Origin of the sequence: Bradyrhizobium sp. Gha, assembly GCF_900113735.1 — a bacterium.
Classification (GTDB): Bacteria; Pseudomonadota; Alphaproteobacteria; order Rhizobiales; family Xanthobacteraceae; genus Bradyrhizobium.
The window spans coordinates 1-25,264 of sequence record NZ_FOQM01000014.1 but is presented as its reverse complement, the minus strand read 5'-3'; the positions used below and the strand labels follow the sequence as shown (position 1 = coordinate 25,264).

At 64.1% G+C, this 25,264-nt stretch carries 19 protein-coding genes; 14 read left to right on the top strand and 5 right to left on the bottom strand.

Annotated elements, in window-relative coordinates; genetic code table 11:
• Nucleotides 1-277: 277 nt before the first annotated feature.
• The 3 genes from BM222_RS18120 to BM222_RS18110 all read left to right on the top strand — a co-directional run bounded on the left by BM222_RS18120 (nucleotide 278) and on the right by BM222_RS18110 (nucleotide 4,450).
• Nucleotides 278-1,063 carry a class I SAM-dependent methyltransferase gene (locus tag BM222_RS18120; RefSeq protein ID WP_092229921.1) on the top strand — a complete coding sequence of 262 codons (786 nt, stop codon included), beginning with the start codon at nucleotides 278-280 and terminating at the stop codon, nucleotides 1,061-1,063.
• A 296-nt stretch (nucleotides 1,064-1,359) separates the two neighbouring features.
• Nucleotides 1,360-3,651, top strand: a complete 2,292-nt coding sequence (locus BM222_RS18115; RefSeq protein ID WP_092229919.1) for a GumC family protein — start codon at nucleotides 1,360-1,362, stop codon at nucleotides 3,649-3,651.
• Entirely contained in the window at nucleotides 3,644-4,450 is an 807-nt protein-coding gene (locus BM222_RS18110) for a WecB/TagA/CpsF family glycosyltransferase (RefSeq protein WP_092229917.1), read from the top strand. Before BM222_RS18115 ends, BM222_RS18110 begins: the two co-directional genes overlap by 8 nt.
• 69 nt (nucleotides 4,451-4,519) lie before the next feature.
• On the opposite strand, the gene BM222_RS18105 is transcribed toward BM222_RS18110, so the two are convergent.
• A complete protein-coding gene (locus BM222_RS18105) occupies nucleotides 4,520-8,635 on the bottom strand; it encodes a sensor domain-containing phosphodiesterase (RefSeq protein ID WP_092229915.1) in 4,116 nt (1,371 codons plus the stop codon).
• Between the two features lie 360 nt (nucleotides 8,636-8,995).
• Between BM222_RS18105 and BM222_RS18100 the strand changes: the two genes are divergently transcribed.
• Together BM222_RS18100 and BM222_RS18095 are read left to right on the top strand one after the other, a co-directional pair.
• Nucleotides 8,996-10,363, top strand: coding sequence for an LLM class flavin-dependent oxidoreductase (locus BM222_RS18100; RefSeq protein ID WP_092229912.1), 1,368 nt, complete (start codon nucleotides 8,996-8,998; stop codon nucleotides 10,361-10,363).
• Nucleotides 10,364-10,377: 14 nt separating this feature from the next.
• Nucleotides 10,378-11,205, top strand: coding sequence for a fumarylacetoacetate hydrolase family protein (locus BM222_RS18095; RefSeq protein ID WP_092229910.1), 828 nt, complete (start codon nucleotides 10,378-10,380; stop codon nucleotides 11,203-11,205).
• Here BM222_RS18095 and BM222_RS18090 read toward each other — a convergent pair.
• Nucleotides 11,165-12,085 (bottom strand): LysR family transcriptional regulator, encoded by a 921-nt coding sequence (locus BM222_RS18090; RefSeq protein ID WP_092229908.1) that lies wholly within the window; start codon nucleotides 12,083-12,085, stop codon nucleotides 11,165-11,167. The genes BM222_RS18095 and BM222_RS18090 overlap by 41 nt on opposite strands.
• Nucleotides 12,086-12,233: 148 nt before the next feature.
• Between BM222_RS18090 and BM222_RS18085 the strand changes: the two genes are divergently transcribed.
• The 3 genes from BM222_RS18085 to BM222_RS18075 are packed head-to-tail and all read left to right on the top strand — an operon-like array spanning nucleotide 12,234 to nucleotide 13,996.
• Nucleotides 12,234-12,575, top strand: coding sequence for a hypothetical protein (locus BM222_RS18085; RefSeq protein ID WP_177243295.1), 342 nt, complete (start codon nucleotides 12,234-12,236; stop codon nucleotides 12,573-12,575).
• A 55-nt stretch (nucleotides 12,576-12,630) separates the two neighbouring features.
• Nucleotides 12,631-13,146: a DUF8737 domain-containing protein gene (locus BM222_RS18080; RefSeq protein ID WP_092229906.1), complete on the top strand. Its 516-nt coding sequence runs from the start codon at nucleotides 12,631-12,633 to the stop codon at nucleotides 13,144-13,146.
• Nucleotides 13,147-13,156: 10 nt separating this feature from the next.
• On the top strand, nucleotides 13,157-13,996 hold the full coding sequence (locus tag BM222_RS18075) for a DUF8737 domain-containing protein (RefSeq protein WP_092230175.1): 840 nt from the start codon (nucleotides 13,157-13,159) through the stop codon (nucleotides 13,994-13,996).
• A 28-nt stretch (nucleotides 13,997-14,024) separates the two neighbouring features.
• Here BM222_RS18075 and BM222_RS18070 read toward each other — a convergent pair whose 3' ends face one another.
• Nucleotides 14,025-14,480 (bottom strand): Lrp/AsnC family transcriptional regulator, encoded by a 456-nt coding sequence (locus BM222_RS18070; RefSeq protein ID WP_092229904.1) that lies wholly within the window; start codon nucleotides 14,478-14,480, stop codon nucleotides 14,025-14,027.
• A 154-nt stretch (nucleotides 14,481-14,634) separates the two neighbouring features.
• Between BM222_RS18070 and BM222_RS18065 the strand changes: the two genes are divergently transcribed.
• The gene (locus BM222_RS18065) at nucleotides 14,635-18,066 is read left to right on the top strand and encodes an indolepyruvate ferredoxin oxidoreductase family protein (protein ID WP_092229902.1); all 3,432 of its coding nucleotides are present in this window, start codon (nucleotides 14,635-14,637) and stop codon (nucleotides 18,064-18,066) included.
• 82 nt (nucleotides 18,067-18,148) lie between these two features.
• Nucleotides 18,149-19,669 (top strand): indoleacetamide hydrolase, encoded by a 1,521-nt coding sequence (gene iaaH, locus BM222_RS18060; protein ID WP_092229900.1) that lies wholly within the window; start codon nucleotides 18,149-18,151, stop codon nucleotides 19,667-19,669.
• A 1-nt stretch (nucleotide 19,670) separates the two neighbouring features.
• On the opposite strand, the gene BM222_RS18055 is transcribed toward iaaH, so the two are convergent.
• Both BM222_RS18055 and BM222_RS18050 read right to left on the bottom strand, forming a co-directional pair.
• Nucleotides 19,671-20,399, bottom strand: coding sequence for a helix-turn-helix transcriptional regulator (locus BM222_RS18055; protein WP_092229898.1), 729 nt, complete (start codon nucleotides 20,397-20,399; stop codon nucleotides 19,671-19,673).
• Nucleotides 20,400-20,458: 59 nt separating this feature from the next.
• Nucleotides 20,459-21,367 carry a LysR family transcriptional regulator gene (locus BM222_RS18050; RefSeq protein WP_092229896.1) on the bottom strand — a complete coding sequence of 303 codons (909 nt, stop codon included), beginning with the start codon at nucleotides 21,365-21,367 and terminating at the stop codon, nucleotides 20,459-20,461.
• 141 nt (nucleotides 21,368-21,508) lie between these two features.
• Between BM222_RS18050 and BM222_RS18045 the strand changes: the two genes are divergently transcribed.
• From BM222_RS18045 to BM222_RS18030, 4 genes are all read left to right on the top strand, one after another.
• Entirely contained in the window at nucleotides 21,509-22,660 is a 1,152-nt protein-coding gene (locus tag BM222_RS18045) for an HlyD family secretion protein (protein ID WP_092229894.1), read from the top strand.
• A gap of 116 nt (nucleotides 22,661-22,776) precedes the next feature.
• The gene (locus BM222_RS18040) at nucleotides 22,777-24,396 is read left to right on the top strand and encodes an MDR family MFS transporter (protein ID WP_092229892.1); all 1,620 of its coding nucleotides are present in this window, start codon (nucleotides 22,777-22,779) and stop codon (nucleotides 24,394-24,396) included.
• A gap of 28 nt (nucleotides 24,397-24,424) precedes the next feature.
• On the top strand, nucleotides 24,425-24,886 hold the full coding sequence (locus BM222_RS18035) for a carboxymuconolactone decarboxylase family protein (protein ID WP_092229889.1): 462 nt from the start codon (nucleotides 24,425-24,427) through the stop codon (nucleotides 24,884-24,886).
• A 147-nt stretch (nucleotides 24,887-25,033) separates the two neighbouring features.
• The coding region (locus BM222_RS18030) for a DUF4372 domain-containing protein (protein WP_143105991.1) at nucleotides 25,034-25,264 on the top strand (231 nt) is incomplete at its 3' end.

The following is a 25,264-nucleotide window of genomic DNA, read 5'->3' as shown; positions in this document are numbered from 1 at the left end:
ACTGCGCCACATCGCCGATCTCACCGCCATCAAGCTTGCCATCATTCGTTTAACCGCTTTCGCGTGCTTTTCCTGCGAATTCCTTCACGCCTGATACTGCAATTTTCACTCCATCACGCGCCAATGGCGCAACATGGACGATGCCGTAGTTAACGCATGGCGCAATTAACCGCACCGTAAGCACCGCGACCGGTGAAGCTGCGCGGCATCGGATTTGCTCTTCGGGAACGAGAGACTTTTCCTGTAAATTTGAGTCGAACAAGCGCGGTCAGAAAACATGAACAAGTCAGCCACGATCGATTTCGCGACAGCTACCGACGCGCCGGCACACACCCAGGCACTGCTCGACCTCGCGGCCGGCGAAGCCCGCGACAGCCTGCTCGGTGTGCACGACGTGCTGCGCCGCGAGCTGCCGCAGGGTCGGCTCACCATCTACGAGGCCGGTGGCGGCTCCTCCAGCTTCCTGCCGATGGACGTGCTTGGCCGCAGTCACGTCACCGTCGTGGACATCGATGAGGACCAGGTCCGCAACAACACCTATGCGGACGAGGCCCTGCTCGGCGACGTGCAGACCTATCGCTTCGGCCCCGAGACTTTCGACCTCGTGACCTGCTACAACGTGATCGAGCACCTGCCCGACGTGGAGGCGGCGCTTTTGAACTTCCGCGATGCGCTCAAGCGCGGCGGGATGATCCTGATCGGCGCGCCCAATCCGCGCTCACTGTCCGGCGTCGTCACCAAGTACTCGCCTCACTGGTTTCACGTCTGGTTCTACCGGAACATCCGCGGCATCAAGACGGCCGGAATGCCCGGCGAAGCGCCGTTCCCGACATTCTTCCATCCCCTGGTGACGCTGTCGAAGCTCGAGGCGTTCGCCGCCGCCCGGGGCCTCGAGACGATCTACCGCCGCGAGGTCGAGAGCCCGCGCTATCCCGAGATGCGCCGGCGCACGCCGCTGTTCGCCGCCCTCGTCGATGCCAGCGCCGCCGTGATCAATGCCGTGCTTCCGCGCGGCACCGACGTCCGCCGCGGCGACTATCACGTCATCCTGCGGAAGCGCTGAGGGCGATGCGCACGCTGGCCGGCTTTGATGCCATCAAGGCGGATGCGTACCCGCCGCGGGGCACGTGCGGTAACGAACCGTTAATGACTGCGGGAGCGCCAGCGTCGAAGCGTCACAACGACACGGCATTTGGCGAGCTGCGCTTAAACGCTTTGTTTGCCATTTCGGTGAATAGTCCCTCAATGAGTATGGTTAATTTTCCCTGTTGCGTTGATTGCGCACCCATATCCCCGGTGCGAGGCGTAAAGCGAAGAGTAACCCCTCAGCCCGCGGCGCTGGAATGAAAGCTGGGGACGATGCTTGACTACAACCAGCCGATCGATCGGGCCGGGAATCCGACCACGTCGGAGGCCCCGCAACGGACGTTCGAGGCCAGCTTCGGCGTGCTGGAGCTCGCCGGCCTGCTGTGGCGGCGCAAGATCGCGATTGCCTCTGCAGCGCTGATCGGCGCGTGCCTCGCCGTCACCGTCGGCAAGAGCCTGACGCCCCGCTACACCGCGACCGCCCAGCTTTATGTCGACCCGCGCGAGCTCCAGCTCGTCGATCGCGAGCTCACGCCCCGCGCGCAGGACGTCTCGGGCATGTCCATGGTGGTGGAGAGTCAGGCGCGCCTGATCACCTCCAACAGCGTGCTGTTGCAGGTCATCCAGCAGGCGGGTCTCGACAAGGATCCGGAATTCGGCGGCGGGGAAGGCAAGACCCTGAGCTCGTCCCTGCTCGGCCTGATCGGCCTGCAGCTCCGCGCGCCCTCGGCCGCTGAAGCCAAAGAGGTGCAGCTCGCGGCGCTCGATGCGCTGAACAAGCACATCACGATCCGCAAGACCGACAAGAGCTTCATCGTCGACGTCGAGGTCTGGTCGATCGATCCGGCCAAGGCGGCGATGCTCGCCAATACTCTGACCAACACCTACCTGGCGGAATCGCGTAACTCCCAGGCCCTTGCAGCGCGGCGCGCCACCAGCGAGTTGTCGGGCCGGCTGAAGGAGCTGCGCGAACGGCTGCGCAATGCCGAGACCGCGCTTGCCACCTACAAGGCCCAGAACAATTTCGTGGGCACCCAGGATGCGCTGATCAGCGATCAGCAGCTCTCCTCCAGCAACCAGCGGCTCTCGGCCGCCCGCGCCGCGACGATGGACGCCCAGGCACGGCTGGACCAGATCGAGGCAAACAAGCGGACCGCTGCGGATGCCGGTGCGATCCCCGAAGCACTGCAATCGCCGACGATCGCAAATTTGCGCGCGCAATATGCCGATGCCCGCAAGAAATATGCGGAGCAGACTGCCGAGCTCGGCCCGCGCCATCCGGCCCTGCGCCAGACCGAAAAGCAGGTCGAGGATCTCAAGCGCACGATCAGCGAAGAGATCGACCGCTTCGCGCTGTCCGCCAAGAATGACCTGACCCGCGCCCGGGACTACGAGGCCTCGCTCAACCGGGCTCTGGAAGTGCAGAAGCGGCAGAGCGTGCAGCTCAGCCAGGCCGCCGTCCGGCTGCGCGAACTCGAGCGCGAGGCCGACGCCAGCCGCGACGTCTACCAATCCTTCCTCAAGCGCTCACGCGAAACCGAGGAGCAGGAGACGCTGAACACCTCTGCCGCCCGCGTCATCGGCGAGGCCACGGTCCCGCAACGCCGCTCGTTCCCACCGGCGATGAGCCTGTTCGCGATGATCGGCTTCATCTTCGGTGCGCTTGCCGCAGCCTCCTGGTTCGTCGCGGCCGAGCATCTGTTCAATGGCGCGACCGCCCCTGAACCTGGCCGCCGCGAGCGTACGCCTGCGCCAGAGGCTCCGAAGCCCCAGGACGAAACCGCCGCGCCTGCGCCGGCGGTGTCCCTGGTCGAGAAACCGCTGATCGCCCGCCTCCAGGAGGCCGACGTGATCCGCACGCTCGGCGCCATTCTCGCCACCGGCAACGGCGTCGATCTGACCCGAATCGGCTGGCCGACATTGCGCCCGGGGTTTCCGCTGACGACGCTGCTCAACGTGTTGCGCGACATGCGAGCATCGATAGCGCGCCGTGCCGGCAGCAAGCCAATGCCGGCGGTCGCACTCGTCGGGGCCAGCCAGACGGCGGGGCGTAGCGTGACCGCACTGAACTTCGCGCTCGCGGCCGCGCGCGACGGCAGCCGCGTGCTCATGATCGACGCCGATCACCAGGCTCACGCGCTCTCGAACAAGGTCAGCCGTCCGGCCAAGCCCGAACCCGGCAAGGTCGGCTGGCTGTCGATCGGCAACAAGGCCGCGCGCGAGGTCAAGACCGCGAATGGTATCTCCGTTCTGCCGGCAACCGAAAGCGATGCAGACAAGGCCGCTGACGCCATCCGCAGGTCGATCGCACAGGCGCGCGCGGCCGGCGGTCATGACCTCATTATTCTCGACGGCCCGGCGATGCCGCTCTCGCCTGCCGGCCGCAGACTGCTCGATAGCGCCGATGCGCTGGTGGCGGTGCTGCCGACCAGCCTCGACATCAATGACAGCATGGAAGAGATCCTGGCCGCACTCGGCGACGGCCAGCACAAGCTCGTCGGCGTCGTGCTCGACGAACTTCCCCCCGCTGTTCAAACGCGCCAGCGAGGCAAACAATATGCTTGAGCGCCGCGTCAACCTTGAAGGCCGGGCCGCGACCGCCGACGTTCCACGGATCACCGTCGGCGGCCTCCGCATGGCCGCACTCGACCTGGAAGCAACCGCCGACTTCATGATCGAAGCGACCGATCCGCATCACCGCATCGGCCGTCCGCTGTACCTGACCTCGGCCAATGGCGAAGTGCTGGCGCGCTGCTCGACGGAGCCGCAGACCGAGCGCCTGTTCCGTGCCGCCGACCTGATCAATGCCGACGGCCAACCGCTGGTGGCTGCCTCGAAGCTGCAGTCCTGGTTTCCGCTGCCCGAGCGCGTCGCCACCACGGACCTGTTCCATGTCGTCGCGCGCAAGGCGGAGATTGCCGGCCGCAGCTTCTACATGCTCGGCGCCAGCGAGGAAGAGAACGCCGCGGCGGTCAGACGAGTCCAGAACCTGTATCCGAAACTGAAGATCGTCGGGTTCAGCCACGGCTACCTTCGTGGCGATGCGCTGCAAGCCAAGGTCGAAGAGATCAACGCGCTCGCACCGGACTTCCTGTGGGTTGCGCTCGGCGTACCCAACGAGCAGGCTTTCGTCGAAGCATACACGCCGCTGCTGACCAATGTCGGTGTCATCAAGACGTCAGGCGGTCTGTTCAACTTCCTCTCGGGTAGCCGCTCCCGCGCGCCGCAATGGATGCAGAAGCTCGGGCTCGAATGGGCCTGGCGCACCTGGCTCGAGCCACGCCGCTTGCTCTGGCGCTATTTGACCACCAACCCACGCGCCATCTATCTTCTCTTCAGCCGCAATCGGCCCCTCAATCGCTGACAAGAGCGGACAAAAGACATCCGGCACCAGACGGCGCACCCCTCAAATTGCGCCAAGCAATCGCAGCCGTCAGACGACAGCGCGCTTCAGCGGCAGCACCATAGACTCGTCCAAACCAAGGTCCGCCTCAGGCTGGAGCGACGGCGCAACCGCCAGCTCCATCGGCCGCAGCAACTCGGCCATCTGCTTTGCCGGTAACGGCTTGGCGATCAGGAAGCCCTGCATCTCGTCGCAGCCATGGGTGCGCAGAAACGTCTCCTGCTCGGCGTTCTCGACGCCCTCGGCGACCACGGTCATGCCCAGCGCCTTGCCCATGCTGATGATCGCCTGCGCGATCGCCTGGTCCTCGGCATCGTGCGGCAGGTCGCGCACGAAGGAGCGGTCGATCTTGATGGTGTCGATCGGGAAATGCTTCATCAGCGACATCGACGAATAGCCGGTGCCGAAATCGTCGATGGCCAGGCGAATGCCGCGGCTCTGAATGGCGTCGAGCACCTTCAGCGCGCGTCCGACATTGCGCATCATCATGCTCTCGGTGACTTCGAGTTGCAGCAGCACGGGCGACATGCCGGAAGCTGCCAGAGCCTCGTCGACATCCTGCAACAGGTGCTCGTCGGCGAATTGCCGCGGTGACAGGTTCACGGCCATCGACAGCGGCAACAGGCCGCGGCGCTGCCAGGCCATCGCCTGCGCGCAGGCTTCTTTCAGCACCCAGCGGCCGATCGGCACGATCAGGCCGGTCTCTTCCGCAAGCGGAATGAACTGCGCCGGCGAGACGTTGCCGAGAACGGGATGGTTCCAGCGCAACAGCGCTTCCACGCCGGTGATCTGACCGGTCTCCATGTCGACCTTGGGCTGGTAGTTCAGCGAGAACTGCTCGCGCTCGAGCGCCCGGCGCAGCGCACTCTCGAGCGAAAGACGCTCGATCGACTGTGTCTTCACCTCGTTGGAGAAGAAGCGATAGCCGTTCTTGCCGTCCTCCTTGGCGAGATACATCGCCATGTCGGCATTCTTGGTCAGCGTCTGCACGTCGGAACCGTTGGCCGGATACATCGCGATGCCGATGGACGCCGTGGTGTGACACTCGTGGCCGGCGAGCTCCATCGGCCGGGCGAGCGCCGCGAGCAGCCCGGTGGCGATCCGCTGGACGTCGTCGATCTCGCCGCACTGGTCGAGGATCACCACGAACTCGTCACCGCCGAGGCGCGCCACGACGTCGCTGGCTCGCAGCGCGCGACGCAAGCGATTTGCCACCTCGAGCAGGAGCAAATCGCCGGCCTCGTGTCCGAGCGAATCGTTAATGACCTTGAAGCGGTCGAGATCGATGAACAGCAATGCGAAGCGGTGATCGTGGCGTTTGGCTTCGTCGATCGCTTCGCGCAGCAGCCCGTTGAAGGTCTCCCGGTTCGGCAAATCAGTCAGGCTGTCATGCGAGGCGAGGTATTCGATCCGCGCGTCGGCCACGTTCTTCTCGTCGGCGCGGTCGAAATTCTCCATCGCGAAGGAGACGTTGTCGGCGAGGCGTTGCAGCAACTCGACGAACTCGGACGTGAAGGTCTCATATTCCGTCGACATGTAGATCATGACGCCGACGGCCTTGTCGTGCGTGATCAGGGGGAATGCCGCGCCCGAGCGCGCGCCGTTGGCCCGCACGGCGGCATGGAAGGCGCTGACACGACTGTCGTTGACATAGTCGTTGCTGATGCAAGGCTGGCGCGTGCGGAACGCCGTTCCGCTCATGCCGCGACCTTCGGGCCGGTCGGGGTCGATGGAGAGACGGACGTTGCGAGTGGTCTCGGCGGTAGGTCCCGCGGTTGCGACGATCGCGAGCTGATCGCTGCCGGGGCTGGCGAGCGCGATGGTCGTCGAGTTAAACTTGCCGCCCGTGGATGCGGCGCGGCAGACGAGCTCGAACAGCTCGGTGCGTGACTTGGCGCGCACGATCGCTTCATTGGTGGCGCTCAGCGCCGCGAACATGCGCGTCAGGCGCTCCTTTTGCGCCTCGGTGCGGGCCTTTTCTTCGGCGCGATCGAAATTGTCGAGCGCAAAGGAGACGTTTTCTGCCAGCCGCCCGAGCAGCTCGACCAAATCAGGGGTGAAGGCATTCTCCTCGGGCGCATGAAACAGCAGAATTCCGATCGGTTCGGCGCCTGCACGAAGCAGCGGAAAGCTGGCAGCCGCGCGCGTGCCGTCCTCGGTTGCCTTCGAACGCCAATGCACCGTTCGCGGGTCATTCATATAGTCATTCATGACGGTGGACCGGCGCGTTCGCAGCGATGTCCCGATGATCCCCTCCCCCTCCGGATGCCCCGGGGAGACGCAACATGTGCGCCCGGCCATTCGCTGCTGAAGGCGCCCCTTGACCGCGACGACGCGAACGAGTTCGCGTTTCTCGTCGAGGATGCCGATCGTCGTCGAGGCGAATACATCGCCCAGCACGGCCGCCTGGCACACCGCCTCGAACAGCTCTTCGCGCGTCTTGGCACGCATGATCGCTTCGTTGGTGGCACTCAACGCCTCGAACATGCTGGTGAGACGGTTGCGCTGCTTGTCGGCTTTCGCCTTCTCATCCGCGCGATCGAAATTTTCGAGCGCGAAGGCGACATTTGCCTGCAGCCGCTGCAATAGCTCGACAAACTCGGGCGTGAACGTGCCACGCTCCGGCGAGTTGAACACAAAGACGCCTTCGATACGGTCGCCGTTGAACAGCGGCAGCGCCGCGGCCGATCCGATGCCGTTGCGGCGGGCATTGTCGGCCCAGGGCTTGATCCGGTCGTCGGACAGCACGTCGTTGCTGATGCAGGGCTGGCGTGTACGGAAGGCTGTCCCGGTCAACCCGCGCCCTTCGGGCACCTGGTCGGAGGTCGAGAATTTGAAGTTGCGGACCGAATCCGAGTTCGGCCCGTAACAGGCGGCGACGCGGAGCAGCTCGGCCTGGTGATCGACCACCGCAATACCGGCCGAGGTGAATTTCGCGCCCTTCGCCGTCGCTTGGCAGACGAGTTCGAACAGCTCTCCCCGCGACCGCGCGCGCAGGATCGCCTCGTTGGTCGCGCTCAGCGCCGCATACATGCGCGCCAGGCGATCCTCCTCCTCGGCGATTCGCGCCTTCTCGGCCTCACGGTCGAAATTGTCGACCGCGAAGCAGACGTTCTCGGCAATGCGCAACATCAGCGCGACGATTTCCTCGTCCCTGGCCCAGGACTGGCTGAGGAAGGCGAGGATGACGCCGATGCTTTGGCCATGCTTGACCAGTGGCGCCGCGACCACGGCGGCGGCGCCGGTGTCGAGATTGGGCTGCTCCCACGGCGTTCCCTTGGTTCGGCGCGGGAGATCGCGCTCGACGATGGGCTTCTGGGTTCGAAACACCTCGCCGGAAATGCCGCGGCCGTAGGGATTTTCGGGATCGGTGGAGTAACGGCTCCGCGCCACGATCTCCAGGCTCTCGCCGCTGCCGGCGACGGGCTTCAACCAGTGCGAATCCGGCTCCTTCAGCAGCACGAAGGTCGCCAACGACTTGCCGCCGTGCACGGAGGCGTCGCACACCAGCTGATACAGCTCCTGCTCGGTTTTGGCGCGCAGGATGGCTTCGTTGGTCGCGCTGAGCGCGCCGAACATGCGATTGAGCCGCCGTGTCGCGCGCTCGCTGTTCTGCCGCGCCGTCTCGCGCGAGAAGTTCTCCAGCGCATAGGAAATGTTGGCCGACATGCGCCCGAACAGCGACACCATCTGCTCACTCAGCGAGTCGGGCTCGCTGCGGGTCACGAACAGCACGCCGACGCTGTTGCCGTTGCACAGAAGCGGCAGCGCCGCCGCGGCGCCGATATTGGCCTTGGTCGCGCCCTCACGCCACGCCAGCGAGCGGGGATCGTTCAAATAGTCGTTGCTGACGCAGAGCTTCTGGGTTCGAAACGCCTCACCGCCGACGCCCGAGCCCTCTGGCGCGCCGGCTTCAGTGGTGATCTTGATCGCGCGCAGGCGCGCCACGTCCTCACCGCGCCCGGCGGCAAAGCGCAAGTGGTGACCATCCGGCTCCACCAGGAACACGGCAACGGCCATGAAGTCCCCACTCGAAAACCCGGCGTCGCAGACCTTCTGGTACAGCTCGTCCGGCGATGTCGCGTAGAGGATCGCTTCATTGATAGCGCTCAACGCCGCAAAGGTGCGCGCGAGTGTCGTCGGCACGATCTCAACTCCCGGGCATTTCTGCCTTGTTGTCCCTGCCCGATCTATCAACGGGGATCGCCTAAGTGGTGGTTATTGCGGCAATTAAACCGCCAATCAGAGTGAACGAGCAGCGAATGACCGTCGAAAAACGTGCGGGAATACCGTCGCGCGGAGGGAATCTCCGACGAAAGGGTGCTCTCTTTACTAATCTGCAGCCCTGTATTGGTTTACGGGAGATTGATATCGCAGCTCCGCTTTGAGACGATGGCGTCCAACAAACGGCCCCGTCAAGGGCGCGAAAAGCCGAGGAAACGCCATGCCTGTCGTCAAGGCCGACCGCCTCCCTCGATCTAACCTGACCGCAATTCGGAGAACAGCATGAACCGCCAGATGGTCCTGGTCGGCTTCCTTCAGGCGCAGAACTGCACGAATCTGCCGAGCTCGTGGCGGCATCCGGACTCGCGCTCCGATTCGATGTCGGCGGATTATTATCAGGAGATCGCGAAAATTCTCGAGGCCGGCAAGTTTCACATGGCCTTCTTCGACGATCGTCTGGCGATGCCGGACCGCTACGGCAATGACCACACCCACACCGTCGAATACGGTATCCGCTGCGTGAAGATGGATCCGCTGATCGTGCTGACCACGATGGGCATGGTCACCGACAGGCTCGGGCTCGGGGCGACCTGCTCGACCACCTACTACGAGCCCTTTGATGTCGCCCGCCGCTTTGCGACGCTCGATCTGATGTCGGGCGGGCGCGCGGGCTGGAACGTCGTCACCTCGCTCAACGACGGCGAGGCGCTCAATATGGGGCGCGACTCCCATCCCGAACATGATTCCCGCTACGACAAGGCCGACGAGTTCATGGAGGTGGTGCTCGGCCATTGGGACACCTGGGAAGACGGCGCACTCATCATGGACAAAACGAGCGGCCGCTTTGCCGATCCGGGCAAGGTGAAGCGGCTCGACCATAAGGGCGCAAACTTCAAATCGCGCGGACCGTTCACCGTGCCGCGTTCGGATCAGGGCCACCCCGTGATCATCCAGGCCGGCGCATCCGGTCGCGGGCGGCGCTTTGCCGGACGATGGGGCGAAGTCATTTTCACCGCTGCCCGCAACCTCACGGCGGCCAAGGAAGGCTACGCGTCCGTGCGCAACGAGGCGGCCAAAGCCGGTCGCGATCCTGATGAGATGTTCCTCTGCAACCTGACGACAGCGGTGTGCGCGGCGACCAAGGCGGAAGCCGAAGACAGGATGGCGCTGATCAACAAGCTTCCGCTCGAGATCGATGCGCTGTCGCTGCTCGCCGAGGCGCTCAATTACGACTTCGCCTCCAAGGATCTCGACGCGCCGCTGACGACGGATGAACTGAAGAGCATGCAGGGTATTCTCGGCATTCGCGACGGCGTGTTGAAGAACTCCGGCAAGAGCAATCCGAGCGCGCGCGATTTCGTCACCTTCTCCGGCCGTGGCCAGGTGCAGGATGCCATGGTCGGCGGCCCCAGGGAGATCGCGGACAGACTGGAGGAAATGTTCGTCGAGCGCGGCTGCGACGGTTTCGTCATTGCCGCAACCCATGTGCCCGGCTCCTATGCCGACTTCGTGCAGCATGTCGTGCCGGAGTTGCAGCGGCGCGGCCTGTTCCAGAAAGACTACCGCGGCAAGACGCTACGGGAGAATCTCGGCTTGAGGCGACCTGCCGCCGGCGCCTGGAAGGTAAAGCCGCGCGATGGCGCGGAATAAGACGAGGACACAGCATGCGCTGGCTGACATTCACCGCCTCCGGCAAAACCTCCTGGGGCCTGGTCGAAGGCGACCAGGTCATCGCGGTCGAGGGCGATCCCTTCGGCGAATGGCGGCGGACGTCGCGCACGCATCCGCTGTCGAAGGTGAAGATCGAGCTGCCGCTGATCCCGCGGACCTTCTATTGCGTCGGGCTGAACTATCTCAAGCACCTCAAGGAAGCCGCGGACAAGGCCGGCACGGTGCCGGCCGTGCCTGAAAGGCCGGAGATCGGTTACCGCGCCCAGAACGCGCTGATCGCGCATGACGAGGATGTCGTGATCCCGTCCTTTGCGACGGAGAAGATCCATTATGAGGGCGAGCTCGCCGTCGTCATCGGCAAGAAGGTGAAGCACCTGACCGAGCAGAATGCGATGGACTGCGTGTTCGGCTACACCATCGGCAACGATGTCAGCGAACGCTCCTGGCAGAAGGCCGACCGCAGCCTGTGGCGTTCGAAAAACGCCGACACGTTCAAGCCGATGGGCCCGTGGATCGAGACCGAGGCGGATCTTGCCAGGATGGAGACCATCGTCCGCGTCAACGGCAGGGAGACCAACCGCTTCCACACCAATGATATGATCTTTGGCGTGGTGCCGTTCCTGGTCGAGTTGACCAAGTATTTTACGCTGTGGCCCGGCGATGTGATCTGGATGGGGACGGACGGCGCCTCGCCTGACATCAAGCATGGCGATGTCGTCGAGATCGAGATCACCGGTGTCGGGACGTTGCGCAACCGGTTTGTGCGGGAGGGACAGTCGATCAGCTCGCGCCGCCCGATCGGCTCTTCACGTGGTCGATGAAGGCGCGCAGCTTCGGCATGATTTGGCGATGGCCCGGATAATACAGGAATACACCCGGCGTCATCGGCGAGAACGGCTCCAGCACGCGGACGAGCTTGCCTGCCGCGATGGCGCCGGTCGCCAACGGTGCCGGCACCTGCGCTAGACCCACGCCTTCGATCGCGGCGCCAAGCATCGTCGGAAAATCATAGGCGATGAACGGACCCGAGACCGCAATCTCGACCGAACGGCCGTTGTCGCTGAGCGACCATGATGCGAGTGCGCCGTTCGATCGCCGCAATCGCAAGCAGGCATGCAGACGCAGATCGTCCGGATGCTCGGGGCGGCCGGAACGGGCAAGGTAAGCAGGACTGCCGACGACGATGAGCGGTAGCGGCTTGGTCAGGCGCACTGCAATCATGTCGGGGGTGATGAACTGGCCCATCCTGATGCCGGCATCAAAGCCTCCGGCCGCGAGGTCGACCAGCTCCTCGCTTGCAGCCAGCTCCACCTCGATCTCCGGATAGGCCTGGCAGAACGAGGCGATCAGCGGCTCCAGCAGAATCGGGACGACCGAACGCGGCACGGTCAGGCGCAGCAACCCGGCCGGCCTCTGACCTAGCTCGCGCGCCGCCCCGCTTGCTGCCACCAGTTCCTCAAAGGCCGGCCTTGCGCGCTCGAAGAATCTTTCGCCGGCTTCGGTCAGACCAACGCTGCGGGTGGTGCGGATGAAGAGCGCAGCCCCGACACGCGCCTCGAGCGACCGCACCGCCTGACTGATCGCCGACGGCGTCACGCCAAGTTCGGCGGCCGCCCGCCGGAAACTGCGGTGCTGGGCGACGCTGAGGAACGCCTCGACACCGTCGAGCGCACCCTGCCTGACTGTGAAGTTCTGCTTCATAGCCTGTGAACATTATCGCGAATAGTCGCTCGCGGAAAGACGCTCTACATCCGGATTGCAAATGAGCCGCACCGGAGAAGCGAAACCGATGAAGGCAATCCGCAACGCCGTCCTGACACTCGCCCTCACATTGACAGGTGTTACCGCCATGACCGAACCGTCCGCCGCCCAAGCACAAGCGCCATCACCCACGACCACCGGGGTCATGGTCATCCTGAGCGCCAAGCCCGGCATCACGAGGGAGCAAATCATGGCCGTGATGCCCGATGAAATCAGGCAGACCGTCCAGCTCTATCTCACCGGAAAAATCCGTGAATGGTATTCGCGGTCCGACGGGCGCGGCGCCGTCTTCCTGCTCGATGCCAGGGATGTCGCTGAGGCTCACGCCACCATGGATGCGCTGCCGCTCGCGAGGCAGGACCTCATCGATCACGAATACATCGCCGTCGGCCCGCTCATGCCGCTCCGCCTGCTCATGACGAAGCCCTGACCGGCCGCAGGCCTCCCCCATCCGACCTGACGAACCATCGCAAGGACATCCGAACGTGCCACCGGGCTTCAACCTTCCATTCGTTCTCAGTGTCGCAGGCGCCTTGCTGACGAGCGCGGTGGTGGCGTCTGTCTATGTTTGGCCCTTTGTCCGCGCGATGCCGCGCCATGACGCCCTGAAGCTCCTCGCAGCTTTCCACGCGTTCCGCTTCCTGGGGATGAACTTCATGGTGGCCGGGTTCGTCTCCTCGGAGCTGGACCCGGATTTCGCCCGCGAAGTCGGATGGGGAGATCTCATCGCCGCCACACTCGCACTCGTCTCAATGGCGGCGCTGTCCAGGCGATGGTCGATCGCCATTCCCCTGGTCTGGATCTTCAACATCTGGGGCACGCTCGATCTCCTGAATGCGTATTACGTCGGCGCGACGCAGATTCAGAGCCCCGGCCTGTTCGGCGCCGGCATTTATATCCCGGCCCTTTACGTGCCGCTGCTGCTGGTCGGCCATGTCCTTGTCTTCATGCTTCTGCTGAAGCCGGACCGGCAGCAGCGAGATCGTGACGCAACCGCCTGAAGGAATGCCGATGAACAGCAGCACCATTTCCGCTGGCGTGGTTGCGCCGCATCCCGCCCGGCTCAGCCTGATCTACGCCGCTGCGTTTACGATCCTGTGGACCTGGTTGATCTACGCGTTGCCCGCACTTGCCGAGAGCGGGGTGCCGGCCCTGGGCGTGCGGCTGATCTCTTACGGCCTCCTCGCCCTCGGCTCATGGATCGGCCTCGAACGTACGTCATTGACGCCGAAACAGCGCCAGGCGAGTTGGCTGTGCATCATGATTCCCTTCACGCTTTGGGCCACCGTCGCCTGGACAGCTGCCATCCAGGGTGCGTTCCGCGCAGGTGCGTCCTCCATGCCGATGCTTCCCGCGGCGATCCTGCTGCCGGTGATCGTCGGCGCTCCCGTGCTGCTGATGTCGAAACGGATCGGACAGCTGCTCGACGCCATGCCAGCCACGTGGCTCATCGCGCTTCAGCTTTACCGCATCTTCGGCAGCCAATGGCTTGCCTATTGGCTGGGAGGGTTGCTGCCGGGCCTCTGGGCCTTGCCGGCAGGAACAGGCGATGTGCTCACAGGCCTTTTCGCCATCCCGGCGGCGATGGCCCTCGCAAGCGGAACGAGGGAGGGACGGCGCACGGCGATCCTTTGGAATGTCTTCGGCCTTGCGGATTTCGCCGTCGCGATCACCTTGGGGATGATCATGTCGCCCGGCCCGTTTCAGCTGATCATTGCGCAGGGTCCGAGCATGGCTGTCGACAGCTTTCCGAATGTGCTGACGCCCGCTTTCGTCGTGCCAAGCTCGATCCTGCTGCACGCCCTGTCGCTGCGCCAGCTTTTCCGTCGCCCCACCGCCGAGACGATGTGAATGACGGCTGCGCGCGAACGAAGCATGCTCAAAACGGCAGCGCCACGCCGGTCTTGATTTCCTTCAGCACGACGTTGCTGCGGACGTAGCGAATGCCGGGGATGCGGAACATGAACTCGTCGAGGAAGCGGTTGTAGGCGACCATGTCCTGCACGACGACGCGCAAATGATAATCCGCATCGCCAGTGGTTGCAAAGCACTCCAGCACCTCGCGGCGCGTGGTGACGCGAGACACGAACTCGTCGACGAATTTGGCATCGTGCCGCTCCAGCGAGACGTGGAGGATTGCCGACATCGCAAAGCCCGCCTGCTCGCGCGCGACCAGGGCCGCATAGCCGCGGATGACGCCTCTGTCCTCGAGCGCGCGCACCCGGCGCCAGCAGGCCGAGGTCGACATGCCGACCTGATCGGCGAGCTGCTGGTTGGTGGCGCGGCCGTCCTTCTGGAGATGCGCGAGAATCCGCAGGTCCTGGTCTTCAATCATCGGGAGCCCTCAAATCGATTAATTCTACCAAATTTTGGCTCTGCAAGCAAAACTTCACCGATTTTATGGCTTGTATAGGGATAGATAGGTAACACCTACCAACGCCCCAGGCTTACCCTGCGCCTATTCGGCAGGATGCCGCGCGAGGTCTGCCATGGACGCCATTCCGTCACTCGACGCCTACGAACTCTCCGACCGCTACGATCGCGAGGAGGGCCGCGTGTTCCTCACGGGCACGCAAGCAATTGTCCGCATCGCGCTCGACCAAGTCAGGCGCGACCGCGCTGCCGGCCTCAACACGGCCGGCTTCATCTCAGGCTATCGCGGCTCGCCGCTCGGCGGCATCGATCTCGAACTGTGGCGCATCCAGCAGCGATTGAAGCAAGACCGCATCGAATTCCTGCCCGCGGTGAACGAGGACCTTGCCGCGACTGCCGTGCTGGGCTCGCAGCAGGTCGAGACCCAAACCGACCGTGAGGTCGAAGGCGTGTTCGGTCTTTGGTACGGCAAGGGCCCCGGCGTCGATCGCTCCGGCGACGCGCTCAAGCACGGCAATGCCTATGGCTCCTCGCCGCATGGCGGCGTGCTGGTGGTCGCCGGCGACGATCATGGCTGCGTCTCCTCCTCGATGCCGCACCAGTCCGACGTCGCCTTCATGAGCTGGTTCATGCCGACGCTGCACCCCGCAAGCGTCAGCGAATATCTCGAATTCGGCGAATATGGCTACGCGCTGAGCCGCTTCTCCGGCATGTGGGTCGGCTTCAAGGCGATCTCGGAGATCGTGGAGTCAGGCGCATCGGTCGCGCTGCGCCCGCGGCGCGCCTTCCGCACGCCCGACTTCACGGCGCCGCCCGGTGGCCTGCACTATCGCTGGCCCGACCTGCCGGGCCCGCAAATCGAGGAACGGCTGGAGGCGAAGAAGCACGCGGTGTACGCTTTCGCCAAGGCTAATCCAATCGATCGCCACATCTACGACATCCCGAACGCCACCTACGGCATCGTCACCACCGGGAAGGCGCATCTCGATCTCATGGAAGCGTTGCGGCTGATGGGGCTCGACGAAGGCGCCTGCCGCAGCCTCGGCATCGACGTCTACAAGGTCGGCATGGTCTGGCCCTTGGCGCTGCACGACGCCATGGATTTCGTGAAGGGTAAGCGCGAGATCCTCGTGGTCGAGGAGAAGCGGGGCATCATCGAGAGCCAGTTCAAGGAATATTTCTACGACTATCCCGGCGCAAAGCCGGAGCGCATGGTCGGCAAGCACGACGAAACCGGCGCGCGGTTGATTTCGTGGATCGGCGAGCTGTCACCTCGCGCGCTGGCGGGCGTGCTCGCGCGCCGGCTCGATCCGATGTTCCTGGGTCTCAATCTTGCCGCACGCGCGGCCGCGCTGTTGCCCGAGGCCGCGCGCGCGATCAACGTATCAGGTGCGACGCGCACGCCATATTTCTGCTCAGGATGTCCGCACAACACATCGACAAAAGTGCCCGAGGGCTCGAGGGCGCTGGCCGGCATCGGCTGCCATTTCATGGCAAGCTGGATGGACCGCGAGACCTCGTCGCTGATCCAGATGGGCGGCGAAGGCGTGAACTGGGCGGCCTCGTCGCGATTTACCGGCCGCAAGCACGTGTTCCAGAATCTCGGCGAAGGCACCTATTATCACTCCGGTTCGATGGCGATCCGCCAGGCCATCGCGGCCAAAGCCAACATCACCTACAAGATCCTGTTCAACGACGCCGTCGCCATGACCGGCGGCCAGCCGGTCGACGGCCCCGTCAGCGTGCATGCCATCGCACACAGCGTGAGGGCGGAAGGCGTCGCGCGCATCGCGCTGGTGTCGGACGATCCCACGCAATTCCTGCCAGCGGACCTGCCCGATGGCGTCACCATCCATCCGCGCGAGGAGATGGACACCGTGCAACGCGAGCTGCGCGACGTCGCGGGCGTCTCGGTCCTGATCTATCAGCAGACCTGCGCCACCGAAAAGCGACGCCGCCGCAAGCGTGGCGAGATGGCCGATCCCAAGCGCTTTGCCTACATCAACGATCTGGTCTGCGAAGGCTGCGGCGATTGCTCGGTCGAGTCCAATTGCCTCAGCGTCGAGCCGAAGGAGACGCCGTTCGGCCGCAAGCGCCAGATCAATCTCTCGGCCTGCAACAAGGATTTTTCCTGCCTCAACGGCTTCTGCCCGAGCTTTGTCACCGTCGAAGGCGCCACACGCCGGAAGAAGAGTGCGAGCCAGATCGACGCGATCGGCCACGCGGCTACGCTTCCCCTGCCGCTCCCCACGCTACTCGACCGGCCCTACGATCTGCTTGTCACCGGCGTCGGCGGCACCGGCGTGATCACGGTCGGCGCGCTGATCGGGATGGCTGCGCATCTCGAACGCCGTGGCGTGTCGGTGCTCGACTTTACCGGCTTTGCGCAGAAATTCGGCCCCGTCCTGAGCTACATCCGGCTGGCTGCCAGCGCCGAAGCGCTGCATCAGGTTCGCATCGATCAGGGCGCGGCCGATGCGCTGATCGGCTGCGATCTCGTCGTCAGTTCCTCGCCCAAGGCATCCGGCACCTATCGCCGCGGCACCCGTGCCGCCATCAACACGGCGGAAATGCCGACCGGAGACGTCGTGCGCTTCCGCGACGCCGATCTCGCCTCGCCTGCCCGCCTGCGTGCGATCCGCCAGGTCATCGGGAACGACAATCTCGACAGCATCAACGCCAACCTGCTTGCCGAACGGCTGCTCGGCGACGCGGTCTACGCGAACATCATCATGCTCGGCTTTGCCTGGCAGCGCGGCCTGGTGCCGGTCTCGCTGCAAGCGCTGCTGCGCGCGATCGAGCTCAATGGAGTCGCGGTCGAGCGCAACAAGCAGGCCTTTGCCTGGGGCCGGATCGCCGCCGCTGATCCCGGTTTTCTGCCGAAGGCCAACGAGCCGTCAAAGGCCGAGACGCTCGATCAGATGATCGCCCGCCGCGCCGAGTTTCTCGCTGCCTATCAGAACGAAGCCTACGCGGCGCGCTACCGCGCACTCGTCGCAAAAGTTCGAAATGCCGAAGCTGGGCTCAATAGCGAGGCACTCACCGAGGCCGTTGCACGCGCCCTGTTCAAGCTGATGGCGTATAAGGACGAATATGAGGTGGCACGCCTGCACATGCAGAGCGGCTTCCTCGATGAGCTGAAGCGTGAATTCGAAGACGGCTTCAGCGTCCAGTATCATATGGCGCCGCCGTTCCTGCCGTCTGGCCAGGACGCACGCGGCCGCCCGCGGAAGCGCGCTTTTGGCCAGTGGATCCAGATGCCGCTCGCGGTGCTGGCGCGGCTCAAGATCCTGCGCGGAACGCCGTTCGATCCGTTCGGCTATTCCGCCGAGCGCCGCGCGGAACGCGAGCTGATCGCCTGGTACGAGGCCTTGATCGACGTGTTACTCGCCGGGCTCGATACCGCGCCTCTGACGGATCTTGTGGCAATTGCCGCAGCGCCGATGGACATCCGCGGCTACGGGCCGGTGAAGGACGCCGCAATCGCGAAGGTCAAAGCCGAGGTCGAGTCCTTGCTGGCGCAGCCATCGGCTACCCGAGCAGCCTGAGACGTGCGTCCACGAAAATAAGGACATTCACCGCGCCCCAGCCGAGGTAAGCTGGGGTGATCACCTTCGACGGGGGAGCCTCATGGAACGCAGAACCGTTTCGCTGAATTCGACCATCGCAAGCCTGATCCTGTCTACCGCCGCTCTACCGACAACCGCCGTCGCGCAACAGGCGTTCGATCTCGACCAGCTGACGATGACGCAGGCCGCGGCCGACATCTGCGCGGGCAAGGTCACCAGCAAGGCGCTGACATCGGCAACGCTTGCCCGCGCCAAGGCCAATCCCAATCTCAACGCCTTCATCACGCTCGATGAGGCGGGCGCCATGAAGGCTGCCGGGGCCTTTGATGCGCGGCGCAGGAAGCGGCCGTGTCCGCCGCTTGGTGGCGTGCCCGTCGTGATCAAGGACAATATCGAGGTGGCGGGGCTGCCCTCCAGCGCCGGCACGCCGGCACTGAAGAGCTTCGTGCCGAACAAGGACGCGCCTGTTGCGGCGAGGTTGCGCGCAGCCGGCGCGATCATCATCGGCAAGACCAACATGCACGAGCTGGCCTTCGGCATCTCCGGATACAATGCGGGCTTCAAAACCGGCGCCGAGCCCGGCGTCCGCAACGCCTATGACAACAGCAAGATCGCGGGCGGCTCCTCTTCCGGAACCGCAGCCGCGATCGGCGCGCGGATCGTGACCGCAGGCCTCGGCACCGACACCGGCGGATCGGTCAGGATTCCCTGCGCGCTCAATGGGTGCGCGTCGCTGCGGCCGACCGTCGGACGCTATCCGCAGGGCGGCATCGCGCCGATCTCCCATACCCGCGATACCGCTGGCCCCATGGCCGCGACCATGACGGACGTGGCGGCGCTCGACCGTGTCATCGCCGGCGGCAACACGATCGCACCTGCCGATCTGAAGCAGGTGCGCGTCGGCGTCGTGAAAGTGATGCAGGCCAATCTCGACGACGATACGGATGCCGCGTTCAAAGGGGCGATCGACAAGCTCAAGTCGCAAGGTGTCACCGTGGTCGATGTCGAGATGCCGCAACTCGCGGAACTCAACGGCAAGGTGAGTTTTCCCGTGGCAATCTATGAGGCCAACGCGGACATGGTCGCTTATCTCAAGCATACCGGTACCGGCTTCACGATCGAGGCCCTGGCCAAGGAAATTGCGAGTCCCGATGTGAAAGGTACCTATGATGGCCTGGTGATCCCGCACAAATTGCCTGGCCCCGACAACACGGTCGTTGACGGCAAGCCGGCCTATGACGCAGCGATCAAAACGGCCCGCCCGGCGCTCCAGGCGCTCTATCGCGACACGTTCGCGAAGAACAAGCTCGACGCCATCGCCTTCCCAACCACGCCGAAGGTCGCGATCGACTCGAACCCCGATTCCAGCAGCCTGCCTAATTTCCTGCTCTTCATCCAGAACACCGATCCGGGCAGCAATGCCGGTGTGCCCGGCATCCAGATCCCGATCGCGCTGGGCGCTTCCAGCAAGCTGCCGGTTGGTCTCGAACTCGATGGGCCCGCCGCAAGCGATCGCCGGCTGCTCGCGGTCGGAATGGCGATGGAGAAGGTATTCGGGCGCCTGCCGCCACCGACGCGGTAGGCTAGTGTCTGGACAAAACGGCGGCGACGCCGCTGCGGCGGCGTACGCCGAGCTTTTCGAAAATGCGCTTCAGATAGGTGCGCACCGTCGACACCTCGACCCGGAGCCGGCGCGCGATCTCCTTGTCACTGAGATCATCGCCGATCATGCGCGCGATCTCGAACTCGCGGACCGAGAGTCTTAGCACCGGCGAGTCATCGACTGCCGCTGCGCCGCCTTGCGCGCGCACGAGCGCTCCAGTGAAGGCCGGCTCGATCAGCCGCAGCAATTCCAGCGTATGGGCGTCGAAATTCTCCCGCGTGCGCGCGCGCCAGATCCTGACATCGCCGATGTTGCGATCACCGACGAAGCTATAGGCGTTGACACCCCAATGCAGACCGTCGCGGGCGAGGAAGTCGTTGAAGAACTCCGTCCGCATCAGATCGCGTTGCGGCATGACCTGCGTCACCAGCGTCGCATCACGGCGAGCCTGGAGCTTGAAGGTGATGGGATCGTGGTACTGGTAATAGGCGTCGTAGTTGGCAACGTTTTTCGGTTCCATGTTCAGGAAAACGGCGTTGCCGAACGTCTTCGAAACGTCCTGCCAGACGAAGGACGCGTAGTAGTCTGCCTGCAGCAATTCGAGCAGATGATGTCCGACCGTTTCGCGCACCGCGCGCTCGGCCATGTCTTCGGACAACAGCCCGAAGATGCGTGCAAGGACCCGACTCTCTGCAGCGCTGACGTACATGGCAGCGCCAGTCTAGCGGGCAAACCCGAGCAGGGGAACCGACTTCAGGATTTCCCGCCTCACGCGTACGGATTGATCAGCTTCTGCTGCTCGGCGCTGTGATGCACGAGCATGTCGATGAAGGTCCTGACCTTCGCCGACAGATGATGGCGATGCGGATAGACCGCGTTCATCGACATCTCGACCGGCCGGTATTCCGGTAGCAGGCGGACCAAGCGGCCGGAATCGAGATCGTCACCGACCAGAAATCCGGCCGCGAGGCTGACGCCTGCACCTTGCAACGCCGCCTCACGCAGGGCTTCGCCACTGTTGGTGATCAGATTGCCGGAGACGCGCACCGAGGCTGGCGTTCCCTTGCGGTCGAAGAAGCGCCACTCGTCGAAGGGGTAGTTGATGTGGCGCACGCAATTGTGCCCGGCAAGCTCTTCGAGCGTCTGCACGCGCCCATGCGCCTCGATATAGGAATGCGAGCAGCACAGCACGTGCCGCCAGGTCGCAAGGCTCCGCACGATCAGGCTGGAGTCGGGCGGCGCGATCATGCGCAATGCGAGATCGAAGCCTTCCTCGATCAGGTCGACATTGGTCTCGCCCATGCGGAGATCGACCTTGACTTCGGGATAGGTCGCGAGGAATTCGACCATCACGGGCGCGACGAACGGGACCATGTGGGTGGCGGTGTGAATGCGCAGCGTGCCGCGCGGCGTCGACTGCAGCGCGCCGGCGATGTCGTCAGCCTGTTCGAGATCGGTGAGGATCTGCGCCGAGCGATCGTAATAGGCCTTGCCGATTTCGGTGAGGCTCACTTTGCGCGTGGTGCGGTTCAGAAGCCGCACGCCGAGCCGGTCTTCCAGCGCCTGGACATGGTTGCTCACCATTGTCGTCGACATGTTGAGGCGGCGGGCGGCGGCAGAGAAGCCGCCGTTTTCGACCACGCGGACGAAGGCCGTGAGGCTGGTGAAGCGGTCCATGGCTCGAGGCTCCGATTATCCGCCATTGCTGGATAATGCTTCCATCAATTCCGGGATTATCACAACGGCCGGGACAACGCATCTTGCAGCGTGAGGAGCGCACTGTTTCCGAAACAGGCGCATGGAAATTCCGAGGGTGCCATGTCGAACGCGGCCTATATCACTGAAACAACAGACAAAATTAACCTAAAACCGTCCCGCCAGGCGATCAAGCGGGCGGCCCTCGCGCTGGCTCTGGCGCTCGGCGTCGCTGCCGCCGGCGACTTTGGCTACAATTACCTGACGACCGGCCGCTACCTGGAATCGACCGATGACGCCTATGTGAAGGCCGATTCCACCATCATCGCCCCGAAAGTGTCGGGCTATATCGCCAAGGTCCTGGTCGGCGACAACGAGAAGGTCAAGGCCGGCCAGGTGCTGGCCAGGATCGACGACCGCGACTTCAAGGCAGCGCTTGGCCAGGCCCGCGCCGACGTCGCCGCCGCCGAAGCTTCGGTCCGTAACCTCGATGCCCAGCTCGAGCTGCAACAGCCCGTCATCGAGCAGAGCACCGCCGACGTGACCGCGGCCGACGCCAATCTGAAATTCGCGCAGGAAGAGCGCGCCCGCTACGACGAGCTCATGAAGTCCGGCTCCGGGACGATCCAGCGCGCGCAGCAGACCGACGCGGCGCTCCGCGCCAGCAACGCGCAATTGCAGCACGCCAAATCGGGCCTGGTGGCCGCGCAGCGCAAGGTCGACGTGCTGACCACCCAGCGTGCGCAGGCGGTTGCGCAACTCGATCGCGCTCGCGCCGTCGCGGATCAGGCTGAACTGAACCTGTCCTATACCGAGATCACCGCACCCGTTGACGGAACGATCGGCGCCCGCTCCTTGCGCGTCGGACAGTACGTGCAAGCCGGCACGCAATTGATGGCAGTGGTTCCGCTCGACGCGGTCTACGTCATCGCAAATTTCAAGGAAACCCAGCTCACGCATGTGCGCGCGGGCCAGCCGGTCGAGCTGCATGTCGACAGTTTCCGCAATCGCACGCTGCACGGCCATGTCGATAGCCTTTCGCCAGCCAGCGGACTCGAATTCGCGCTGCTGCCTCCCGACAATGCCACAGGCAATTTCACCAAGATCGTGCAGCGCGTGCCGGTAAAGATCGTGCTCGACGACCGCAGCCTCACCGGCCTGCTGCGCCCCGGCATGTCGGCGGTGCCGACGGTCGATACCAAGGCGACCGTGTTGGCCGAGCGCGAGACCGCCAGGCGCGTTGCGGGCAATTCGCCGCGCGCGAACGGCGGTTGACGCCACGGAACGTGGCAGGATTATCAAGTCTTGCCGGATGATCCTTCCCGAGCTCGCGGGATTATCGAAACTATCCGCCTAATGCATCCTGTCTCCGTATCCGAGACGAGGCCTCCATGAGCACGCTTCAATCGACCCTCGACGCTGCTTCCGCCACCGATCTCCCCGCCCGGGCTGCTGCTCCCGCCACGCCTGTTGTCTCTGCCAAAACGTGGATCGCGGTGATCGGCGCCACGCTCGGCGCGTTCATGGCGGTGCTGAACATCCAGATCGTCAACGCCTCGCTCGCCGACATCCAGGGTGCGATCGGCGCCGGTATCGACGACGGCGGCTGGATCTCGACGTCCTATCTGATCGCCGAGATCGTGGTGATCCCGCTCTCGGGATGGCTCGCGCAGGTGTTCTCGATCCGGATCTATCTGTTGACCAACGCGGTCCTGTTCCTGCTGCTGTCGGCGGCCTGCGCGCTGGCGCAGGACCTGCCGCAGATGATCGTGCTGCGCGCCGTGCAGGGCTTTACCGGCGGCGTGCTGATCCCGATGGCGTTCACGCTGATCATCACGCTCTTGCCGCGTGCCAAGCAGCCGGTCGGTCTTGCGCTGTTCGCGTTGTCGGCGACGTTCGCGCCGGCGATCGGCCCGACCATCGGCGGCTATCTCACCGAGAATCTCGGCTGGCAATACATCTTCTACGTCAACCTCGTGCCCGGCGCGATCATGGTCGGCATGCTCTGGTATGCGCTCGACGCCAAGCCGATGAAGCTGTCGCTGCTTCGGGACGGTGACTGGGCCGGCATCATCACCATGGCGATCGGCCTGTCGGCACTGCAGACCGTGCTCGAGGAAGGCAACAAGGACGACTGGTTCGGCTCGCCCTTCATCGTCAAGCTCAGCGTGATCGCGGCCGTCGCACTGACCGCCTTCCTGATCATCGAGCTCAGCGTGAAGAAGCCGCTGTTGAATCTGCGCCTGCTGGTGCGCCGCAATTTCGGCTTCGGCATGCTCGCGAATTTCCTGCTCGGCATCGCGCTGTACGGCTCGGTATTCATCCTGCCGCAATATCTGTCACGCATCCAGGGCTACAATGCCGAGCAGATCGGCACGGTGCTGGCCTGGACCGGATTGCCGCAGCTCGTGCTGATCCCGCTGGTGCCGCGCCTGATGCAGAGGTTCGACGCGCGGGTCATCATCGGCGTCGGCTTCGTGCTGTTCGCGGGGTCGAATTTCATGAACATCTTCATGACCAGCGACTATGCCGCCGACCAGCTGCTGTGGCCCAATGTCGTCCGTGCCGTCGGGCAGGCGCTGGTGATGGCGCCGCTCTCGGCGGTCGCGACGTCAGGCATTGAGCCGGAGAATGCGGGTTCGGCGTCCGGCCTGTTCAACATGATGCGCAACCTCGGCGGCGCCGTCGGCATCGCGCTGCTGCAGACCGTGCTGACCAAGCGGGAGCAGTATCATTCCAACGTGCTGATGGAGTCGGTCTCGCTGTTCGAGCAGGCCACCCGCACACGGCTGGAACAACTCACGCAATATTTCATGAATCACGGCGTGCTGGACCGTGCGGATGCCGCGCATCGTGCCTATGTCGCGATCGGCCATATCGTGCAGAGGCAGGCTTATATCCTCGCCTTCAGCGACACGTTCTATCTGCTCGGAATGGCGCTGATCGTGGCCCTGATCGCCGTGCTCTTCCTGAAGAAGGCTGGCCACGCCTCGGCCGGCGGCGCCCACTGATCTCAACTCGCAAGCAAGGAGAACGACCATGAAACCCCGCATGAATTTCTACCAGGCCGCCCCCGACACGATGAAGGCGCTGATGGCGCTGGAAGAGCAGATCCAGTCCACCGGGCTCGAGAAATCGCTGATCGAGCTCGTCAAGATCCGGGCCTCGCAGATCAACGGCTGCGCCTTCTGCATCAACATGCACACTGAGGATGCCCGCAAGCGCGGCGAGACCGAGCAGCGCATCTATCTGCTCAACGCCTGGCGCGAATCCCCTGTTTATACCGATCGCGAGCGCGCCGCGCTGGCCTGGACCGAATCCGTGACGCTGATCGCGGAGACGCACGCGCCCGACGACGTCTATGAGCAGGTCCGCGCACAATTCTCCGACACGGAGACGGTGAACCTGACCGCGCTGATCGGCGCGATCAACGCCTGGAACAGGCTGGCGATCGCGTTCCGCTCGGTTCATCCGGTGAAGGCGAAGGCGTCGGTGGCGTAGGGGCGGCGCGCGCCACATCCAAACTGTCATGCCCCGGCTTGACCCACGGCTGTCCGGTTTAGATTTTGTGGACAAGGCGCATGGCGTTGATTCTAGTCGGTTCTGGACGTCTGCAAGCGTTCCGGGACACGACAGGAGATCAGCGCCATGCCGCACCACAATACAGTATTTCGCGACGTCCTGAAGCTGATGCCGTGGCGTCAGTTTGAAGGGCTTGTGGAAGAACATGATGCGGATGCGCGGGTACGGCGGCTGCCGACCAAGTCGCAATTCGTGGCGATGCTGTACGGCCAACTTTCTGGAGCCTCGGGGCTGCGAGAGATTGTGACGGCTCTTTCGAGCCATGGGTCGCGGCTTTACCACCTCGGCGCAGCGCCG

Coding starts and splice junctions, on each gene's coding strand:
- BM222_RS18085 (WP_177243295.1), top strand. CDS start 12,234: ATGACCGAACCGTCCGCCGCCCAAGCACAAGCGCCATCACCCACGACC.
- BM222_RS18075 (WP_092230175.1), top strand. CDS start 13,157: ATGAACAGCAGCACCATTTCCGCTGGCGTGGTTGCGCCGCATCCCGCC.
- BM222_RS18045 (WP_092229894.1), top strand. CDS start 21,509: ATGTCGAACGCGGCCTATATCACTGAAACAACAGACAAAATTAACCTA.
- BM222_RS18115 (WP_092229919.1), top strand. CDS start 1,360: ATGCTTGACTACAACCAGCCGATCGATCGGGCCGGGAATCCGACCACG.
- BM222_RS18040 (WP_092229892.1), top strand. CDS start 22,777: ATGAGCACGCTTCAATCGACCCTCGACGCTGCTTCCGCCACCGATCTC.
- BM222_RS18070 (WP_092229904.1), bottom strand. CDS start 14,480: ATGATTGAAGACCAGGACCTGCGGATTCTCGCGCATCTCCAGAAGGAC.
- BM222_RS18065 (WP_092229902.1), top strand. CDS start 14,635: ATGGACGCCATTCCGTCACTCGACGCCTACGAACTCTCCGACCGCTAC.
- BM222_RS18035 (WP_092229889.1), top strand. CDS start 24,425: ATGAAACCCCGCATGAATTTCTACCAGGCCGCCCCCGACACGATGAAG.
- BM222_RS18050 (WP_092229896.1), bottom strand. CDS start 21,367: ATGGACCGCTTCACCAGCCTCACGGCCTTCGTCCGCGTGGTCGAAAAC.
- BM222_RS18110 (WP_092229917.1), top strand. CDS start 3,644: ATGCTTGAGCGCCGCGTCAACCTTGAAGGCCGGGCCGCGACCGCCGAC.
- iaaH (WP_092229900.1), top strand. CDS start 18,149: ATGGAACGCAGAACCGTTTCGCTGAATTCGACCATCGCAAGCCTGATC.
- BM222_RS18100 (WP_092229912.1), top strand. CDS start 8,996: ATGAACCGCCAGATGGTCCTGGTCGGCTTCCTTCAGGCGCAGAACTGC.
- BM222_RS18120 (WP_092229921.1), top strand. CDS start 278: ATGAACAAGTCAGCCACGATCGATTTCGCGACAGCTACCGACGCGCCG.
- BM222_RS18090 (WP_092229908.1), bottom strand. CDS start 12,085: ATGAAGCAGAACTTCACAGTCAGGCAGGGTGCGCTCGACGGTGTCGAG.
- BM222_RS18095 (WP_092229910.1), top strand. CDS start 10,378: ATGCGCTGGCTGACATTCACCGCCTCCGGCAAAACCTCCTGGGGCCTG.
- BM222_RS18055 (WP_092229898.1), bottom strand. CDS start 20,399: ATGTACGTCAGCGCTGCAGAGAGTCGGGTCCTTGCACGCATCTTCGGG.